16 protein-coding genes, 2 tRNA genes and 1 pseudogene are annotated in these 17,539 nt (G+C 41.4%); 6 read left to right on the forward strand and 13 right to left on the reverse strand.

What is annotated here, in order from left to right; translation table 11 throughout:
• Positions 1–44: 44 nt before the first annotated feature.
• From EII32_RS03965 to EII32_RS12480, 3 genes and pseudogenes are all read right to left on the reverse strand, one after another.
• A complete protein-coding gene (locus EII32_RS03965) occupies positions 45–896 on the reverse strand; it encodes an ATPase (protein WP_125234154.1) in 852 nt (283 codons plus the stop codon).
• The gene (gene msrA, locus EII32_RS12475; protein WP_233582302.1) at positions 893–1,402 is read right to left on the reverse strand and encodes a peptide-methionine (S)-S-oxide reductase MsrA; all 510 of its coding nucleotides are present in this window, start codon (positions 1,400–1,402) and stop codon (positions 893–895) included. The genes EII32_RS03965 and msrA overlap by 4 nt, the downstream gene beginning before the upstream one ends.
• Before the next feature lie 33 nt (positions 1,403–1,435).
• Positions 1,436–1,867 (reverse strand): annotated as a pseudogene (locus EII32_RS12480) (methionine-R-sulfoxide reductase); the annotation flags it as partial.
• Positions 1,868–2,114: 247 nt separating this feature from the next.
• On the opposite strand from EII32_RS12480, the gene EII32_RS03975 reads away from it, so the two are divergent.
• Both EII32_RS03975 and EII32_RS03980 read left to right on the forward strand, forming a co-directional pair.
• Positions 2,115–3,278, forward strand: a complete 1,164-nt coding sequence (locus tag EII32_RS03975; RefSeq protein ID WP_125234155.1) for a mechanosensitive ion channel family protein — start codon at positions 2,115–2,117, stop codon at positions 3,276–3,278.
• Positions 3,279–3,457: 179 nt separating this feature from the next.
• On the forward strand, positions 3,458–4,045 hold the full coding sequence (locus EII32_RS03980; RefSeq protein ID WP_125234156.1) for a DUF2284 domain-containing protein: 588 nt from the start codon (positions 3,458–3,460) through the stop codon (positions 4,043–4,045).
• A 144-nt stretch (positions 4,046–4,189) separates the two neighbouring features.
• On the opposite strand, the gene EII32_RS03985 is transcribed toward EII32_RS03980, so the two are convergent.
• The 7 genes from EII32_RS03985 to recR all read right to left on the reverse strand — a co-directional run bounded on the left by EII32_RS03985 (position 4,190) and on the right by recR (position 7,830).
• Positions 4,190–4,675, reverse strand: a complete 486-nt coding sequence (locus EII32_RS03985; RefSeq protein WP_125234157.1) for a ferritin — start codon at positions 4,673–4,675, stop codon at positions 4,190–4,192.
• A 165-nt stretch (positions 4,676–4,840) separates the two neighbouring features.
• Positions 4,841–4,915, reverse strand: a tRNA-Asp gene (locus EII32_RS03990).
• Positions 4,916–4,961: 46 nt separating this feature from the next.
• Positions 4,962–5,036 (reverse strand) — tRNA-Asp (locus EII32_RS03995).
• 70 nt (positions 5,037–5,106) lie between these two features.
• Positions 5,107–5,622: a GNAT family N-acetyltransferase gene (locus EII32_RS04000; RefSeq protein WP_125234158.1), complete on the reverse strand. Its 516-nt coding sequence runs from the start codon at positions 5,620–5,622 to the stop codon at positions 5,107–5,109.
• Positions 5,619–6,812, reverse strand: a complete 1,194-nt coding sequence (locus EII32_RS04005) for a glycosyltransferase family 2 protein (protein WP_125234159.1) — start codon at positions 6,810–6,812, stop codon at positions 5,619–5,621. Before EII32_RS04005 ends, EII32_RS04000 begins: the two co-directional genes overlap by 4 nt.
• Entirely contained in the window at positions 6,809–7,207 is a 399-nt protein-coding gene (locus EII32_RS04010; protein WP_125234160.1) for a hypothetical protein, read from the reverse strand. Before EII32_RS04010 ends, EII32_RS04005 begins: the two co-directional genes overlap by 4 nt.
• Positions 7,208–7,209: 2 nt before the next feature.
• Positions 7,210–7,830, reverse strand: coding sequence for a recombination mediator RecR (gene recR / locus EII32_RS04015; RefSeq protein WP_125234161.1), 621 nt, complete (start codon positions 7,828–7,830; stop codon positions 7,210–7,212).
• An 89-nt stretch (positions 7,831–7,919) separates the two neighbouring features.
• On the opposite strand from recR, the gene yihA reads away from it, so the two are divergent.
• The 3 genes from yihA to rho all read left to right on the forward strand — a co-directional run bounded on the left by yihA (position 7,920) and on the right by rho (position 13,187).
• Positions 7,920–8,525 (forward strand): ribosome biogenesis GTP-binding protein YihA/YsxC, encoded by a 606-nt coding sequence (yihA, locus tag EII32_RS04020; protein ID WP_125234162.1) that lies wholly within the window; start codon positions 7,920–7,922, stop codon positions 8,523–8,525.
• A gap of 44 nt (positions 8,526–8,569) precedes the next feature.
• Entirely contained in the window at positions 8,570–10,375 is a 1,806-nt protein-coding gene (abc-f, locus tag EII32_RS04025; RefSeq protein WP_199741391.1) for a ribosomal protection-like ABC-F family protein, read from the forward strand.
• A gap of 829 nt (positions 10,376–11,204) precedes the next feature.
• The gene (gene rho / locus EII32_RS04030) at positions 11,205–13,187 is read left to right on the forward strand and encodes a transcription termination factor Rho (protein ID WP_125234163.1); all 1,983 of its coding nucleotides are present in this window, start codon (positions 11,205–11,207) and stop codon (positions 13,185–13,187) included.
• Between the two features lie 171 nt (positions 13,188–13,358).
• Here the strand turns inward: rho and EII32_RS04035 are convergent, their stop codons facing one another.
• Together EII32_RS04035 and EII32_RS04040 are read right to left on the reverse strand one after the other, a co-directional pair.
• Complete coding sequence (locus EII32_RS04035; RefSeq protein ID WP_125234200.1) at positions 13,359–14,291, reverse strand: YitT family protein; 933 nt, start codon at positions 14,289–14,291, stop codon at positions 13,359–13,361.
• A 220-nt stretch (positions 14,292–14,511) separates the two neighbouring features.
• Positions 14,512–15,762, reverse strand: coding sequence for a phosphoglycerate kinase (locus tag EII32_RS04040; protein ID WP_125234164.1), 1,251 nt, complete (start codon positions 15,760–15,762; stop codon positions 14,512–14,514).
• A gap of 210 nt (positions 15,763–15,972) precedes the next feature.
• On the opposite strand from EII32_RS04040, the gene queC reads away from it, so the two are divergent.
• Positions 15,973–16,626, forward strand: coding sequence for a 7-cyano-7-deazaguanine synthase QueC (gene queC, locus EII32_RS04045; protein ID WP_125234165.1), 654 nt, complete (start codon positions 15,973–15,975; stop codon positions 16,624–16,626).
• Between the two features lies 1 nt (position 16,627).
• Here the strand turns inward: queC and EII32_RS04050 are convergent, their stop codons facing one another.
• On the reverse strand, positions 16,628–17,506 hold the full coding sequence (locus EII32_RS04050) for a hypothetical protein (RefSeq protein ID WP_125234166.1): 879 nt from the start codon (positions 17,504–17,506) through the stop codon (positions 16,628–16,630).
• Positions 17,507–17,539: the final 33 nt, after the last annotated feature.

The raw sequence follows: 17,539 nt of genomic DNA on the forward strand, positions 1-17,539 counted from the left end.
TTGGGCGATATTGTTTTCCAACACCGCCCAATTTACAAAAAACATCATGTTTGTCTGTATTCCAAATGGTAATCAGCGAGTGCTTCTATTGGCTCTTTGAGTATTTTAGAGACATTAAAACCTTTATCCGCAGCCACTTCCTTGAATATACTTTGATAAACGTATGCCATACCTCCGACTGCTGCAACAGACAGGTCACGGCGTGAATATCGAGATACATTCTTTACGAAGAACTGCTCAATGTTCTGTTCAACAATATCAGCCAACTGCCTAATGTCTATATGTTTGGCAATAAACATTGAAGCAGATGCAAGAAATCTGTTTGCTCCCGGTTCACGATATACGCGGCGTATAATGTCATCGTATGTCTGTCGTGTCTCTGCAAGATATTCGTTCTTCAACCATGCAGGCAGTTCGTTCTTGAAAAGTGCATTCAGAAATGCTTTCCCAATTGCGGCACCACTTCCCTCATCGCCAAGGATATAACCGAGCGGGGGGATGTTCTCTATCATGTTTTTTCCATCGTACAAGCATGAGTTGCTTCCCGTTCCGAGAATACAAGCAATACCTTCCGCATTGCCAAACAAAGCACGAGAGGCACCAAGCAGATCGCTCTCCACCTCTAAATGCTTAACTCTCTGCGTATCTGTAAATACCGACCGCAATAGTTCTGCCATACTCCGGCGGACATCTCCGCGGCATCCCGCACCATAGAAATATATCTTACACGGAATTTCAGGTAGCGAGGAAACCATATCTGCCAAAACAGAAACCATTTCCTCTCTGTCTTGCACCGCAGGATTTATTCCGGACGTTGCTATCCTCGTTGACTCACGGTCTTTCCCTGCAAGAATCCACGAAGTTTTGGTACTCCCGCTATCCGCAACTAATATCATTTGCGAGAATTAGCCTCTTTTGCCATTTTGAACAGAGATGCCGGAAGATGACAATAACCTTCGGGATTCTTATCAAGGTAATCCTGATGATATTCCTCCGCATCATAAAAATTATTCAGAGGCAGCAATTCCACAGCCAACTTGCTTCCCACTTTCTGTTGCACACGGTCATACACTTTCTGTAATTCCGGTTTGTCGGCATCATCTTTGAAATATATCCCTGTACGATATTGGCTTCCGACGTCATTTCCCTGCTTGTTAACACTCGTAGGATCAACGGCTTTGAAATACATTTCGGTAAGGAAATCCAATGTAATGACATCGGGATTATATACAACGCGTACCGTTTCGGTAAAACCTGTCTTGTCAGTACACACCTCTTTGTATGTCGGATTGTCGATATTGCCGTTGGCATATCCCACATGTGTTTCAACAACTCCGCGCAACTGTTTAAAGTAATGCTCCGTACCCCAGAAGCATCCTCCTGCAAAATAAATCTCTTTCATTTTATTATCTTTCTTTTTTGACGGAACAAATTTTAAAGATACCGAGTTCACACAATGGCGCGTATCCTTGGGAGTGAATCCCTCACCCGTAAACACATGCCCAAGATGTGCACCGCATTTGGCACATTGTATCTCGGTACGCACGCCGTCGGCATCGGTAAGGCGTTTTACCGCCCCGCTTATTTCATCATCGAAACTGGGTCAACCGCAACGGGAACGAAATTTGTCTTTTGAGCGATACAATGCGGTACCACAACGTTTACAAACGTAAGTACCCGCCTCAAAGAAATCGTTATACTCGCCTGTAAAAGGACGTTCTGTCCCTTTTTGTTCTATGACGTAACGTTCAATGTCTGTTAATTCATTTGTTTCCATCTTGTTTCTCTCTGTTTGCAATCCGCCGGACTTGTTGGTGGAGCATGCTCCGATGCAGGCGGATATAAAAATTACAATAAGATACCTCATAACAATCCTTTCCTAATAACTAATATTTCCTATCCTTTATAATTAATATTCCCTGTCTTTTCTTGTCGTAACAAGGAAAGAAGCGATATTTGACAGGCAAAGATAATATTATTTTTTATATTCGTTCAATTCTTGCATTAAAAACATTCTTAATTTTCCTAAACTAACACGAAACAAACACACTAAATTGCTTTGCATTACACTTAATTTTAATTACCTTTGCAAGTAAATTTGAAAAAAGAAGATTATGGAAAAAATCGTATTGATAGTAGAACATCTTATAAATATATGCGGAATAACCGGAAGCGCAGTGCCTGTGGTGCGTCATGCCCTGCTCGTGCTGATCACCATATTGCTTGCCGCAGGGACAGGTTATATTTGCCGTAAAATCATTGTTCCGCTCGTAATAAAAGCAACTAAAAAGACCAATACGAAATGGGATGACATTTTGCTAAACAGGCGCGCACTAATTTCTGCAAGTCATATCGTACCCGCCGTGGTGGTGTGGCTGCTGCTACCATGGGTGTTCTTTCAGTTCCACACCGTACAAATGGTTCTCACACGCCTTACTGCCATATACATAACAATAATGTCAGTGGCCACACTGATAGTTTTTATAGACTCGTTCAAACAGTTCGAGAGCGAAAAACGTACGGCAACCCAGCAGTATCTCTATACATTCTGCGGACTACTTAAGATTGTAATGATTTTCATCGCCGTAGTCGTCGTAGTATCCATATTGATCAACAAGAGTCCAATGGTACTGTTTGCCGGACTCGGAGCCACATCGGCAATTTTGATGCTGGTTTTCCAAGACACAATTACCGGTCTCGTGGCCGGTGTACGTCTCACGAGCAACGATATGTTGCGCAAAGGAGACTGGATTACGGTAGGCAACACGGGGGTTGACGGCGTTGTGGAAGAGATGACGCTGACAACTGTGAAGGTTAGGAATTTCGACAACACGATAATGACCATATCGCCCAAGACACTTGTAGATGAATCGTTCCAAAACTGGAAAGGAATGATAGAGAGTGCAGGTAGGAAAGTGGTGAGACGAATGTACTACGACTTCAACCAAGTGACCATTATTGACGATGACACGCGCGCTGCACTTATTACAAAAGGTTATTTTAAAGAAAAAGAGATAGAAACAAATGCTGTGAATGTCACACTATTTAGAAGGTATGCCGAACGTTGGCTAAAGGAAAATGAGGCGGTAAATTCGGATATGATGATACTTGTGCGACAAGCAGAGGCTACACAGAGCGGTCTTGCCGTGGAGTTTATTTTCTTCCTAAAAAACAAAGTGGCAGTGCAATACGAACACGACATTTCCACAATAATGGAATATATCATCGCCATAACACCCGATTTCGGACTGAAGATTTATCAGAAAACAACAATCTGATGTTATCCATATTTTGAAAATTCAAATGGAAAGTATATTGAACAAAGGCGTGGATAATATTTAATGTGAGGATTATAAATTGTTTTATAAAGGTTGAGAGAAATGTTTACTAATAACAAATTGTTGGTAGGCGAAAGGAATAACATGAATTTATCGGCAGTTCGGCTTGGTATAACATTATGTCGAATCTCCTAACCTTGAAAGAAAATAAAATGGAACATACTCCCCAAAACCTTACATGTACAATAGAACGTTTGACGGCAGACATTCCGGCAAGGGAGTATATAGAGCGTTTTCGCAATGTAGATTATTTCGTTGAGTTGTGCCGTAAATGCAGCAATTACGGCAAACGGTACGGATGTCCGCCGTTTGCAAAAGAAGAACTCGATGTAATAAACAAATATGAAAAAGTATGGATTATGGGCGCAAAGATTATTCCGAACGACCTTACGCTGCCTTTAAGTTCCGCCAACGACCTTATGTTACCTGTGACAAACGAAATGAATGACATGTTACTTGCCAAAGAAAAATGTCTCGGAGGTCATGCTTTTGGGTTTGTGGGAAACTGCCCACATTGCGGAGGGGCTTCGTGTCAACGCATCAAAGGAAAACCATGCTTGCATCCCGACAAGGTTCGCCCGTCACTTGAGGCATTCGGATTCGACATGTGCAAAACGGCAAGCGAACTGCTCGGACTTGACATTAAATGGAGTGACGGTGTTCATGTTCCCGAATACCTGACACTTGTCTGCGGAATATTCTACTGAGAAGGCAACATGCAGAGAACGAGTAAGCAAACAATTTCAACAATGCATGTTTCCAATAAAAAAACAAACCGGTGTATGTCAAATCATGTTAGATTTACATACACCGATGTCCTATATTTTAATCATATACCGTAAAAGATATTTTTACTGCATTTTACTAAGACGGTAGTCGAGGATTCCTAAGGCATGGCCTTGGTTGTTTACAAAGAAATTAAGAATTTCTTTTACCGTTTCTTCCTCTTCTACCTGCTCGTCAATGAATTTCGACAAAAGATTTGCTGATGCCCTGTCTTTCTCTTCGTCGGCAACATCGGCAAGTTTGTTGATAAGATTGGTAACTTCTTGTTCGTGCTTGTATGTCATTTCAAATATTGACTGAGGACTTTCAAACTCTGTCGGAACCTTTTCTATCGCGGTAACTTTAGGCTCTCCGCCACGACTTAACAAATATTTTGCCATCTCCAAGGCATGTTCTCTTTCCTCTTCACTCTGCCTAAACATCCATGTCGCAAATCCTTTCCAGCCGCGAGCACGAAACCAAAATGCCATTCCGAGATATAGATTGCTTGACCAAAACTCCTTTTCTATTTGTGCGTTGAACGCATCTTGCATTTTCTTACTGATTGTCATAATGTTTCTTTTTACTTTTTTATAATTAATATTAGTATGTTTGTTTATCTCGCAAATATACTCTTTTCTATATGATTACACAAATATTTAACATTAATTTGTATGACTAAAAATCGTAGTGTAATATCATAAAAAAAGCCACCCTTTAATTAAGGACGGCTTGTGCGGTGCGTACGGGACTCGAACCCGTGACCTCCTGCGTGACAGGCAGGCATTCTAACCAGGCTGAACTAACGCACCATGGCTTTTCCATTAATCTTTATGAAGGGGTTAATCGCTGACTTTGCGGTGCGTACGGGACTCGAACCCGTGACCTCCTGCGTGACAGGCAGGCATTCTAACCAGGCTGAACTAACGCACCAATCAAATGCCCCTTTAAAGATTGCGGGTGCAAAGGTATGATTTTTTTTTATATCCACAAAATTATTGGACTATTTTTTTATTTTTTTTTGTAACAATAGTGCATCTTGATATCCGTTGCCTATTGACAGCCATTGTCGCAATGTAGCGGTAGTTTCATAACCTTGTGAAATGAACAGACGCAATGATTTTTCGTTTGATGACGGCACTACGGCATACAATTGGAAAATATCCAGAACTTCGGCAACATATCGGTGCAATTCTGCCAATGTCTCCTTTGCAATTCCTCGTCCGCGCAATGCCGTTTTCATAACTATGCCTACCTCGGCTCTACTGTGTCGCGGGTCGAAGTTGAATAAATCGACAATTCCGGCAACGCGTTCCTCTTCAGTATCTATTACGAGTCGCAACTGGCGGTCGGCATATATATCATTGGTCGTGTTGGCAATGAACTCACGCAATGAATAGCGTGAATACGGTACATTGGTGATTCCCACGTCCCACAGATTGCGGTCGTTCTCTATCAGGTAGAGGTCTTCCAAGTCTTCCGGTTCAAGTGCCCTGAGAATTATCTTTCCCTGTGTCATGCCAACACTTCTTTAAATGTTATTATTCTGTTATTCCTTATATTGAAAGTGCCGATAATCAGGTTCTTTGATGGATTTCTGCCAAATATTCTCAAAATATCCTCGTATGAGTAGGCATTTATGTCATAAACTATATATGTAGGGGTGTCAATGTCGCATATTTCCTTAATTGCATTATGTCCCTCCGGCATACTGTTGCAGTCTGCAGTAAAATATCTCGCCGTAAGACCGAGTTTCTTTGATATACGCCTACAGTTTTTGATGGCACAATCTCTGCCAATGAAAACATACCCCGGATAACGCTCGCGTCCTTTGTAAAATCCCAAAGTTTTGCGCAGTCTGCCCCATGCCAATGCAATCGCAGCCATAGACGCTTTGAATATAATAGCCGTCCTAATGGGAATGCTGAAAAATATCGTCATGTTACCGTAATGCTTACGGAAGAATATGAACATGGCTTCATAGAACACATGGACATATCTAAAACTACTTTTCTGCGTACTTTCTCCCTTATAATGTAATATGTCGACAGGATAGTACCAATTTTTAAAGCCTGCTTTCAACAATCTGCAACTAAGATCTATATCTTCGCCATACATAAAGAAATCCTCGTCAAGCAGTCCTACTTTGTCAAGAACTGTTCGGCGCAGCATACAGAATGCCCCGCTTACCACTTCTATTTCTACCGGTTTGTCCCATGACAAATAACTCATATAATATTTCCCATATCTGTGACTATTGGGGAAACGCTTGCACAAACCAATCATCTTATAGAATGCGGTCATGGGTGTAGGCAGTCCGCGACGGCTTTCCATTGCGGCATTGCCATAACTATCCAGCATTCGCACACCGAGTGCCCCGGCATCCGGATGTCCATCCATAAACGCGAGGCATTCCTCTATTACCTTTTCTCCCACCAAAGTGTCAGGATTAAGCAATAGCACATACTCGCTGTCTGTCTGTCTTATGGCTATATTGTTTGCCCGTGCAAATCCGAGATTGTGGTTGCTTTCCACAAGATTTACTTCCGGGAAATAGCGATGTATATTATTTACGGTGTCGTCTTTCGAGTGATTGTCAACAACATACACCTCGGCATCTATGTCCCGCAACGCTCTCCGCAGGCTGCCAAGACATTGCTCAAGATAATATCTTACGTTATAACTTACTATTACTACCGTTAATTTCATTCTTCTATTGATGTTTCTCTCTTTACCCGCGCCCCCGAAGGATAAATGAATATCATGGATATTAGCAATATTACAGCCATGTACCCGAATGCTACATTCATATATATATAGTATAATAAAGTATTGGCAATTAGCAACAAAGCCAACATGAGCAGACGCACAAACGCCCAACGGATATAGTGCCCTGCTTTTATATCATCACGCACCATTTTAAAACGAAACATTCGTACGGCAAGCGGGATTATGCAAACGGTAAGCAATTCTAACAATGAAACCACGACGAATTGTATTTCCACATCGTCTGCAAGCACTCCCGGCATCAATGTGGCTGTCTCGAAAAGTACGACCGTCAGCAACGAAACGACAATGGACAGCCAATATATTGTTTTTATCATATTCATTTTATACTCCCCTCATAAGGAACTCTGTTGATGATACTGCGTCCCAAGGTTACCTCGTCAGTATATTCGAGTTCGTTTCCAACACTGATTCCCCTCGCTATTACAGTCTGTCGGACATCATAATCAGCAAGTTTTCGGAATATGTAAAAAGCAGTAGTGTCGCCTTCCATTGTACTGCCGAGTGCCATTATAACCTCAGACGCAGAACCTTCCGCCACCCGTTTTACGAGCGAATCCACCTCAATGTCGCTTGGTCCGATACCGTCTATGGGAGATATTATACCTCCGAGTACATGGTACAATCCACGATACAGTTGTGTATTCTCTATGGCCATAACGTCTTGTATATTCTCCACGACACAGATTGTCGTAGCATCACGATGTTGGTCGGAGCATATCGGACATACATCGGTATCACTGATGTTGTGGCACACTTTGCAATGACGCACCTCGTGCTTTAGTCGACTGAGTGCAGTGGCAAGGTCGTCAACCGCCGTGTCTTCCTGTCTAAGCAGGTGCAACACGAGTCTCAATGCCGTTTTACGACCTATGCCGGGCAGTTTTGACATTTCTCCAACCGCTTTTTCGAGCAGTAAAGATGGGTATTGCTGGGTCATTGTTTCATTTTTTCAGGTGCAAAGTTAGTTTAAAATAAGCGTAATGCAAAAAGATTGTAATATTTTTCGTACCTTTGCGGCAAAAAGGAATGAAAATAAACAAATCGGAATTCAGCATAAGCAGTGCAACGGTAAATCAATGCCCGAACGAAAACAAGCCGGAATACGCTTTCATCGGGCGCAGCAACGTGGGCAAATCAAGTCTTATAAACATGTTATGCAACCACAAGGGGTTGGCAAAAACATCGGCGACACCCGGCAAAACACTGCTCATAAACCATTTCATAATAAACAACGAGTGGTACATTGTAGATCTTCCGGGCTACGGATATGCCAAAAGATCTAAGACACAACGTAACAAATTAGAGCAGATGATTTCGTCATATATGCTGCAGAGGAAACAACTTACCAATGTATTCGTACTCATTGACATAAGGCATGAACCGCAGAAAATTGACCGCGAGTTCATAGATTGGCTCGGACAAAGTCAAATTCCTTTTGCCATCGTATTCACGAAAGGCGACAAAATTGCTCCGTCAAAGATTAAGCAGCAGGCACAAGCATACATGTCGAAACTTGAAGACACATGGGAAATACTGCCACCTTATTTTATATCAAGCGCGGAAAAGGCATACGGGCGTGAAGAAATACTCGACTATATTGAGAGTATAAACAAGGAGGTCAAGAAAGACTAAAAGGAACAAACAGATTGTAAATCACATAAAATAAACATCAAAAATTGGCTGTAATACCCTATCTCGACATTCAGAACCTCTCAAAGTCTTTCGGTGAACTGGTGCTTTTCGAAAACATAAACATGAGTATCGCCGAGGGGCAACGCGTTGGTCTGATAGCAAAAAACGGCACGGGTAAAAGTACGTTGCTGTCAATAATAAACGGTAACGAAAGATATGAAAGCGGAGAGATAATCTTCCGTAGAGACTTGCGAGTAGGTTATCTCGACCAGTCGCCGCATTTCGACCCAAACGAGAGTGTGCTTGACGCATGTTTCAACCATAAAGGCGAAGAAGAGAGCGTTTTGAAAGCAAAGCAAATCCTTACACAACTTAAGATAAGGAACCTCGATCAACCTATGCACGAACTAAGCGGAGGACAACAGAAACGGGTGGCACTTGCCAATGTTCTTATAACAGAACCAGACTTGTTGATTCTCGACGAACCGACAAACCACCTTGACCTCGAAATGATAGAATGGCTCGAGGGATTCCTGAACAGAGGAAACAAAACGCTGCTAATGGTTACACACGACAGGTTTTTCCTTGATCGCGTATGCAACATAATAATGGAACTCGATGACAATACGATATATACATATCGCGGAAACTACAGTTATTATCTCGAAAAGAGACAAGAGCGTATAGACAACAAACGTTCTGAGATAGCACGAGCAAACAACTTGTACCGACGCGAACTTGAATGGATGCGCCGCCAACCGCAAGCACGCGGACACAAGGCACGCTATCGCGAGGAAGCATTTACCGATTTGGAGAGGATTGCCAAACAACGTATTGAAGACAGACAGATGCGGCTACGACGCTCAAATGTGTATATAGGAAGTAAAGTTTTTGAATGCCAATATGTATCTAAATCATTCAATGCAGACACATCATCGCCAATAACAATACTAAAAGATTTCTATTACAATTTTGCACGTTTCGAAAAAATGGGCATCGTCGGTAATAACGGCACAGGCAAAAGTACATTCATAAAACTATTATTGGGTACGGAGAAAGCAGATAGCGGACGGTTCGACATCGGAGACACCGTGCGTTTTGGATATTTCTCACAAGAAGGACTGCGATTCAACGAACAACAGAAAGTGATTGACATCGTAACCGACGTTGCCGAATATATCGACCTCGGAAGCGGAAGGCATCTCACCGCATCACAATTTTTGCAGCATTTCCTTTTCACCCCGGAACAACAACACAACTATGTATATAAACTCTCCGGAGGAGAGAAAAGAAAACTGTACCTATGCACGGTACTTATGCGTAATCCGAATTTCCTCATACTTGACGAACCGACAAACGACCTTGACATTCAGACACTGCAAATTCTCGAGGAATATCTGCAAGATTTTCCGGGATGTGTAATCGTAGTAAGCCACGATAGGTATTTTATGGATAAAGTGGTTGACCATCTGCTCGTATTCAAAGGTAACGGAGAAATAAAAGATTTCCCCGGGAACTACACTCAATACCGACAATGGGCGGCAATGCAAAGCAAAGAAGAAGAGACAAAAAGAACAACAAAAAAGATAAACAACGGACAAAAACAAAATGACACGGCAAAGCAAAACAACAAACCGAGACGACTATCATACAAGGAACAACGGGAAATGCAACAATTAGAAAAAGAAATTGAAGCACTCGAAACTGAACAAAAAAAACTGGAAGAAGAACTTTGCAGCGGAACATTAAACATAGAAGATCTCACAACAAAAAGCATACGACTGCCTAAACTGAAAGAAGAACTTGACGAGAAAAGCCTGAGATGGTTGGAACTTGCCGAGAAGATATGAGAAAAGGAATATAAAGTACTAAATTTGTAACATAAATTGATGATACCAAAAAAATATGTTTAATAAAAATATACTTACAGCACATGGGTTTAAAAAGAAAACAATAAAAAAAACGCAAGTTCGGTATAGAGTGACATTTCGATATTTCTTTAAATGCTTTATTACAAGTATATTAATACCTCTGCAAAAGTAATTCCGCATAGTACCATCTGCATATATTTTTTTATTGACATACATTCTTTTACGAGTTGATCACAAGAACGTTTGTCATTCGATGAAAACTATTTGGCAATTTAGCCGAAATTGGTGAGTAAAACCGCCGAAATTGGTAAGTAATTTCGGCGATATTGCATTACGATTAAGCACAAATGAGATATCGGTTCGGGGTAAAAAATGGTGCAAACAGTTAGAGAATTCTGTAAAATTAGTCACTTATAAAGAGATCTTGTATTACTCTTTACAACTTTATTTCATATTTATCTTGTTCTGACAAAACAACCGATCAATATCTTTTTTTAAGTCTTTGAGCATCAAAATTATGAAACGTCTATCATAATTCACTATTCTTAAATGTATAAGTGCTTATAAAATAAAAGCTTAACATGATTCATTTTACCTAACTTACGTTAAAAAAGAAGATGAATTATATTTGCCGGACATTCGTCTTCTGTTAAAAATAACTAAACAGCCACTTGTTAAACAAACAAAACAAAGACAAAACATGATTTTATAAAAAAAAGAAGTAACTTTGCAGCGTTTTAATAAACATTCTCGTTGTTTCCATTCGTGAAACAACAAACAATCTTAACTTTGCATATTTAAATTACGTATGTACACAATAGACGAATTATCATCTAAAGATATTTCCGAACTGGGAAATATTGCGAAAGAAATTGAAGCTGACGTGCAAGAAGGAGCAGATCAGCAAGGTCTTATCTATGCCATTCTGGACAAACAGGCTGTGCTCGAGAGCGAGAAAAATCTGCTTGGAGCAAAACGTCGTAGGACAAGGATACAGAAAAAAGACACAGACAGAGTATATTCTGTAAACGGAAAAGAAGGAGAAAACTTTGATACAAAAAAACAGAAACCTGCCGAACAACAACAACTTTTCAAAGATATATTGGAAACTGATGCACCGATTGCTGAAGACAATTCAATAGAGGAAGTGGCGGAAGAACAAGTAAAGACACCGGCAAAGAAAAGGGGAAGAAAGTCGAAAGCCGAAATTGCTGCCGAAGAAGTCAGGAAAGCCATTGAAGAAAACAAAGAACAAGAAGAGGAGGTTTCTGAAATAAACGAAGAAACTGTCGTGGAACAAAAGATTGACACAGAACAAATTCTTGAAAACGAAGAAGAATTTATTCCTGAAGAACGTTTTGAAACAGAAATTTCAGAAGGGCAAGACAACGAGGAAAATAATCTTATTCAACAACTACAGGCAAAAGTAAATGCACACAACGAGGCTGAAGAAATAAAACCTGTCGGATTGGAAGATAGTGTGTGGGAAGGAGATCCGGGGGATGGAACGGATTTCATAATATCCATAGACCTGCCAATAGAAGACCATGCCGCAATGCCTATCTACGACATGCTTGACAATCCTACGACACCGTTGATGCAACCATTGCAACCCATACAACAGTTCATGCCTTTAAATAATGATGAAACAGAAATTGAAGACTTTGATTTCTCTGACATAATAAATGCAAACGGAGTACTTGAGATTATGCCTGATGGATACGGTTTTATACGTTCGAGCGACTACAATTATCTTTCATCTCCCGATGATGTATATGTATCGGCAGCACAAGTAAAACGTTACGGACTTAAAACCGGAGACGTACTTCAATGCAATGTACGACCGCCGCGTGAAGGAGAGAAATATTTCCCACTTACGAGCATCGATAAAATAAATGGCAGGGAACCTTCCGAAGTACGCGACCGCGTATCATTCGAACATCTCACACCACTATTCCCCGATGAGAAATATAACCTGTGCGGTAATCCCAAAACAACAAATCTTAGTACAAGAGTGGTAGATTTGTTTGCGCCCATAGGAAAAGGACAACGCGCATTGATAGTCGCACAGCCAAAGACAGGTAAGACTATACTGATGAAAGACATAGCAAATGCTATAGCAGCCAACCATCCTGAGGCATATCTGATGATGCTTCTCATAGACGAACGTCCCGAGGAAGTCACGGACATGGCAAGAACCGTAAATGCAGAAGTTATTGCATCTACATTCGACGAGCCGGCAGAACGCCATGTTAAGATTGCCGGCATTGTGCTTGAAAAGGCGAAGAGAATGGTTGAATGCGGACACGATGTTGTAATTTTCCTTGATTCCATAACACGTTTGGCACGAGCATATAACACTGTTGCACCGGCAAGTGGAAAAGTACTAACCGGTGGTGTCGATGCAAATGCGCTGCAAAAACCGAAACGTTTCTTCGGTGCGGCACGCAACATAGAGGGTGGAGGTTCTCTTACGATTATCGCAACAGCACTCATCGATACCGGCTCGAAAATGGACGAAGTGATATTTGAAGAATTCAAGGGCACCGGAAACATGGAATTGCAACTTGACCGCTCACTGAGCAACAAGCGCATATTCCCGGCAGTGAACCTTGTGGCATCAAGCACACGTCGCGACGACTTACTGCAAGACAAAACAACCATAGACCGTATGTGGATTCTTCGCAAGTATATTGCCGACATGACATCAATGGAAGCAATGGATACCATACACGACCGCATGGAAAGGACTCTGAGCAACGAAGAATTCCTTCTAACAATGAATTCTTGAGAAAGTAATATTATATAAAAGAAAGAGAGTATAAAAAGAACAGTGTAAAACTACTTATTGTTGTAGTTTTACACTGTTCTTTTTATACTCTCTCGGATTATGATATTATATTCGTTTTATGGAGTCAACCGAAAAGCATTCCGAAGAATCAGATATTTTTCCAAACATACTTTATTTGGGAGAACTATTTTTCAGTTCCTGCATCATTTTCTGATGGTGCTTCTTCAACTTAAATTTATCGAATCCTTTACCATATACCCCCATAACTGCACTTTGTGTAACGAAAGCGTTTGGGTCTATCTCGTCAATTATGCGGTACAAAAGCCCTGCTTCCCTTTGTTTTGCGACAACCAACAACAATCTTATATTACTCCCGGTATAAAATCCATGTGCATCTATTATTGTACATCCGCGGTATGGCGGTTCTGTAGTAATACGTTCGCATATTTCTTCATATTTCTCTGACATTATTAGAAGTTGTACCGAGCGTCTTCCGGAGTTTACTACTTGGTCTAACACGAACGCAATTATGATTAGTACGACATATCCGTAAATCACCTGTTCCCAGCTCTGCAACACAACGTAACTAAGCGTTACAATGATCATGTCAACCAGCAATATTACGCGCCCGAGCGAGATGTCGCGGTACTTATTAACTATTGCTGCAATAATGTCCGAGCCTCCGGCACTGCCATTGAACGAAAGACCGAATCCTATGCCCACTCCACAAAACACCGCTCCTATTATACATGCCATGAACGGCTCGTTTGTAAGTATCGTAGGATTAGGGAAAATCTGACGGGAAATAGTGATAAAAAGAGTTAGAATCATTACTCCGTATATCGTCTTTATACAGAATTTCAGTCCAAGTGATCTCAGTGCAAACACAAGCAGTATGGCATTTGCCAAAAAGTAAGTGACATAAATCGGTATTTCTGTTCCCCAAAACAGTATTGACGAAAGACCTGCCACTCCACCGGTAGCAATATTGTTTGGCAGCAGAAATATCGTCCAGCCTATACAATATGACAGCATGCCCACTGCTATCATTATGTAGTCCATAATCTCTCGATACAAAATCGTCTTCTTGTTTCTTGTTTTCATCATAACGTTAAACTAAATTTAAACATAATGTATATAAATGTATATATAAGTGGTTATATTGAATTTAAACGTGTATTATTTTCTCTAAATTATTTTGTTTTATCACGGAATGTTAATACCTACCTATAATTAATAGAAAAAGAAAGTGCGGCATTAAAAGTTTCGGAAATTACCGTAAACTCTTTTATTGCTGCACTTTCCTTTTTACAGGTTCCTCTTATTATTCGCCTTTTATGGCAGCTACCCCGGGAAGAACTTTCCCCTCGATGGCCTCAAGTAGTGCGCCACCGCCGGTTGAGATATAACTTACCTTATCTGCCATTCCGAATTTGTTTATGCAGGCAACTGAATCTCCCCCGCCAATCAAAGAGAACGCACCGTTTGCAGTTGCTTTCGCTATGGATTCTGCGATGGCTTTCGATCCTCCAACGAAATTATCGAACTCAAACACCCCTGCCGGACCATTCCAAAGTATTGTCTTTGCACCTTCTATCGCTTCGGCAAATGCCTTTCGAGTTTCCGGACCGGCATCAAGGCCTTGCCAGCCTTCGGGTATGGCATTCGACCGTACCACTTGTGTCTTGGCATCATTCGAGAAACCGTCTGCTGCAATGCAGTCACTTCCGAGTATGAGGTTAACTCCGTTCTCCTTAGCTTTCTTCATAACGTTGAGTGCTACATCAAGTTTGTCAAGTTCAACGATAGAATTTCCTATTTCTCCGCCTTGAGCCTTGGCAAATGTATATGTCATGCCTCCGCAAAGGATAAGGTTATCCACTTTTCCGAGCAAGTTCTCAATTATTCCAATCTTGGTAGAAACTTTCGAGCCACCCATTATTGCAGTGAACGGGCGTTTGATATTGTCCAATATGGCATCTACGGCCTTTACCTCTTTCTCCATTAGATAGCCAAGCATTCGATTATCCTTGTCGAAAAATTCGTCTATGACGGCAGTAGAGGCATGTTTGCGGTGTGCCGTACCAAAAGCATCCATGACGTATGCATCGGCATAAGATGCAAGTTTCTTTGCAAAATCTTTCTGCGATGCTTTCATTACTTTCTTTGCTTCGTCATATTCCGGAGCATCTTTATCAACTCCCACCGGTTTTCCTTCTTCCTCGGGATAGAATCGCAGATTTTCAAGCAACAAAGCCTCTCCCTCTTTCAGTTCCGCAGCCTCGTTTGAAGCATTGGCACAATCGGGTGCAAACTTCACTACAACCCCCAATGCCTTGCTTACCGCCGGCACAATCTGTTTCAACGAAAGTTTGGGATTAACTTTGCCCTTCGGCTTACCCATGTGAGACATCATTATTACAGAACCTCCGTCGGCTATAATTTTCTTCAGCGTCGGAAGTGCTCCGCGTATGCGAGTGTCGTCGGTTACGTTACCATTCTCATCAATGGGAACATTGAAATCTACGCGAACGATTGCCTTTTTACCGGCAAAATTAAATTGGTCAATTGTCATAGCTCTTAAAATATAAGTTGTGTTTGTTATATGTTTTTTACTAATTGCAAAATTAAATAATTAAATTGACATCTGCTAATGGATAATGATTATTTTATCTTATTTTATGGAATAACTGATTTATGTTATGTCTTTATGGAAAACAATGAGTTAACAATGATGTTTTTATGCCGGAAAAATGATACCTTTGCAGTCGTAAACAATATCATCATGGAAAAGGACAGCATCATAATAGTAAGCGGCGGAATGGATAGCATCACACTGTTGTACGAATATAAGGAACGCATCGCACTCGGTGTTTCATTTGATTACGGAAGCAATCACAATGCTCGCGAGATACCTTTTGCACACCGACACTGCGAACATTTGGGCATTGAACATATCACAATAAACCTTGCTTTCATGCCAAGATTTTTAAAAAGTTCACTGCTTGACGGTGCTGGCGCAATTCCCGAAGGACATTACGCCGAAGATAACATGAAGTCCACGGTTGTTCCTTTCCGTAACGGAATAATGCTCTCAATAGCAACCGGAATTGCAGAAAGCCGCGGACTGAAATATGTAATGATGGCTAATCACGGTGGAGATCACGCCATTTATCCAGACTGCACCACCGAGTTTGTCGAGGCGATGAGCAAAGCGACCAAAGCAGGTACATTTCCCGGTATAGAAATACTTGCACCATACACCGGCATTACAAAAACTGACATAGCAAGGCGGGGTGACAAACTCGGCATAGACTATTCAAAGACGTGGAGTTGCTACAAAGGCGGAGAACATCACTGTGGCAAATGTGGGACATGCATCGAGCGGATTGAGGCATTGCGCGATGCCGGAATATTCGACAATACGGTATATGACTGACCTATCTGTCCGTCTTCTTTTCCATTAGTCTCGCACTTATCGATCCGTACTGGTAGTACATACAAAAGAACTGCCATAGCCACACCGGCGAACAGGCTGCGGAAGCAATGAATGCACCGGTAAAAATAAGCAACGGGACTGTATGTGGCATACCGGATTGATCACCAAAATATATGCCGAGCGAATCTTGCAGACTTGCCACCGTAATCACCCATAACGGTGCGGCAAGAAGAATGGCAAGAAGAATGCCTATAAGCAGCGAAACAAAGATTGTAACGAACAATCCTCCATAGAAACGTATGCCGGTAAAGTAGTTTTTCCCAATTATGCTTGCAAACCTCACATTATCTTCTGCCATATATTTAATTCCGCTGTAACCTGTCGGAAGCAACAACAATGAAGTAATGATTGCTATGACAACTGCAATCAACACATGGAGAAGCAGCATTACCTGTTTCCATATCACCACGAGCGAAATGCTTATTGAATAGAATAGTACAATGTCGGCAATGAACACCACTGCCGGTATGGCATAATATTTCATTGCTCTCGCAATGTTATGCCTTGTGCCTTGTTCTTTCAACACCGCCATGACGCTGCCTGAAGTGCATGCCGCAAGAATAAGAGTTGTCAACGAACCGGCTACCCATACAAACCACAGGATAACGGTTTGTATATCTGTCGTGGCAGACGGCATCATCAGTGCTGCAGAAAATGCGACAGCCGTTGCCAACGATATGCCCAAAAGCCATGGCCAAAGACGTTTAATCCATAGTGTTGTGTTATCAGCCATAAGCCTGTATGCGGTTTTTGCAACAGCAGATTGGCTTCTACTCTTAACTTGGTTTTCTATTTTCAATGTTCCCATGTTCCAAATCATTATGTTTCGCATGTTATTGCAATTATATACCCT

Source organism: Prevotella sp. OH937_COT-195 (assembly GCF_003932845.1).
Taxonomy (GTDB): domain Bacteria; phylum Bacteroidota; class Bacteroidia; order Bacteroidales; family Bacteroidaceae; genus Prevotella.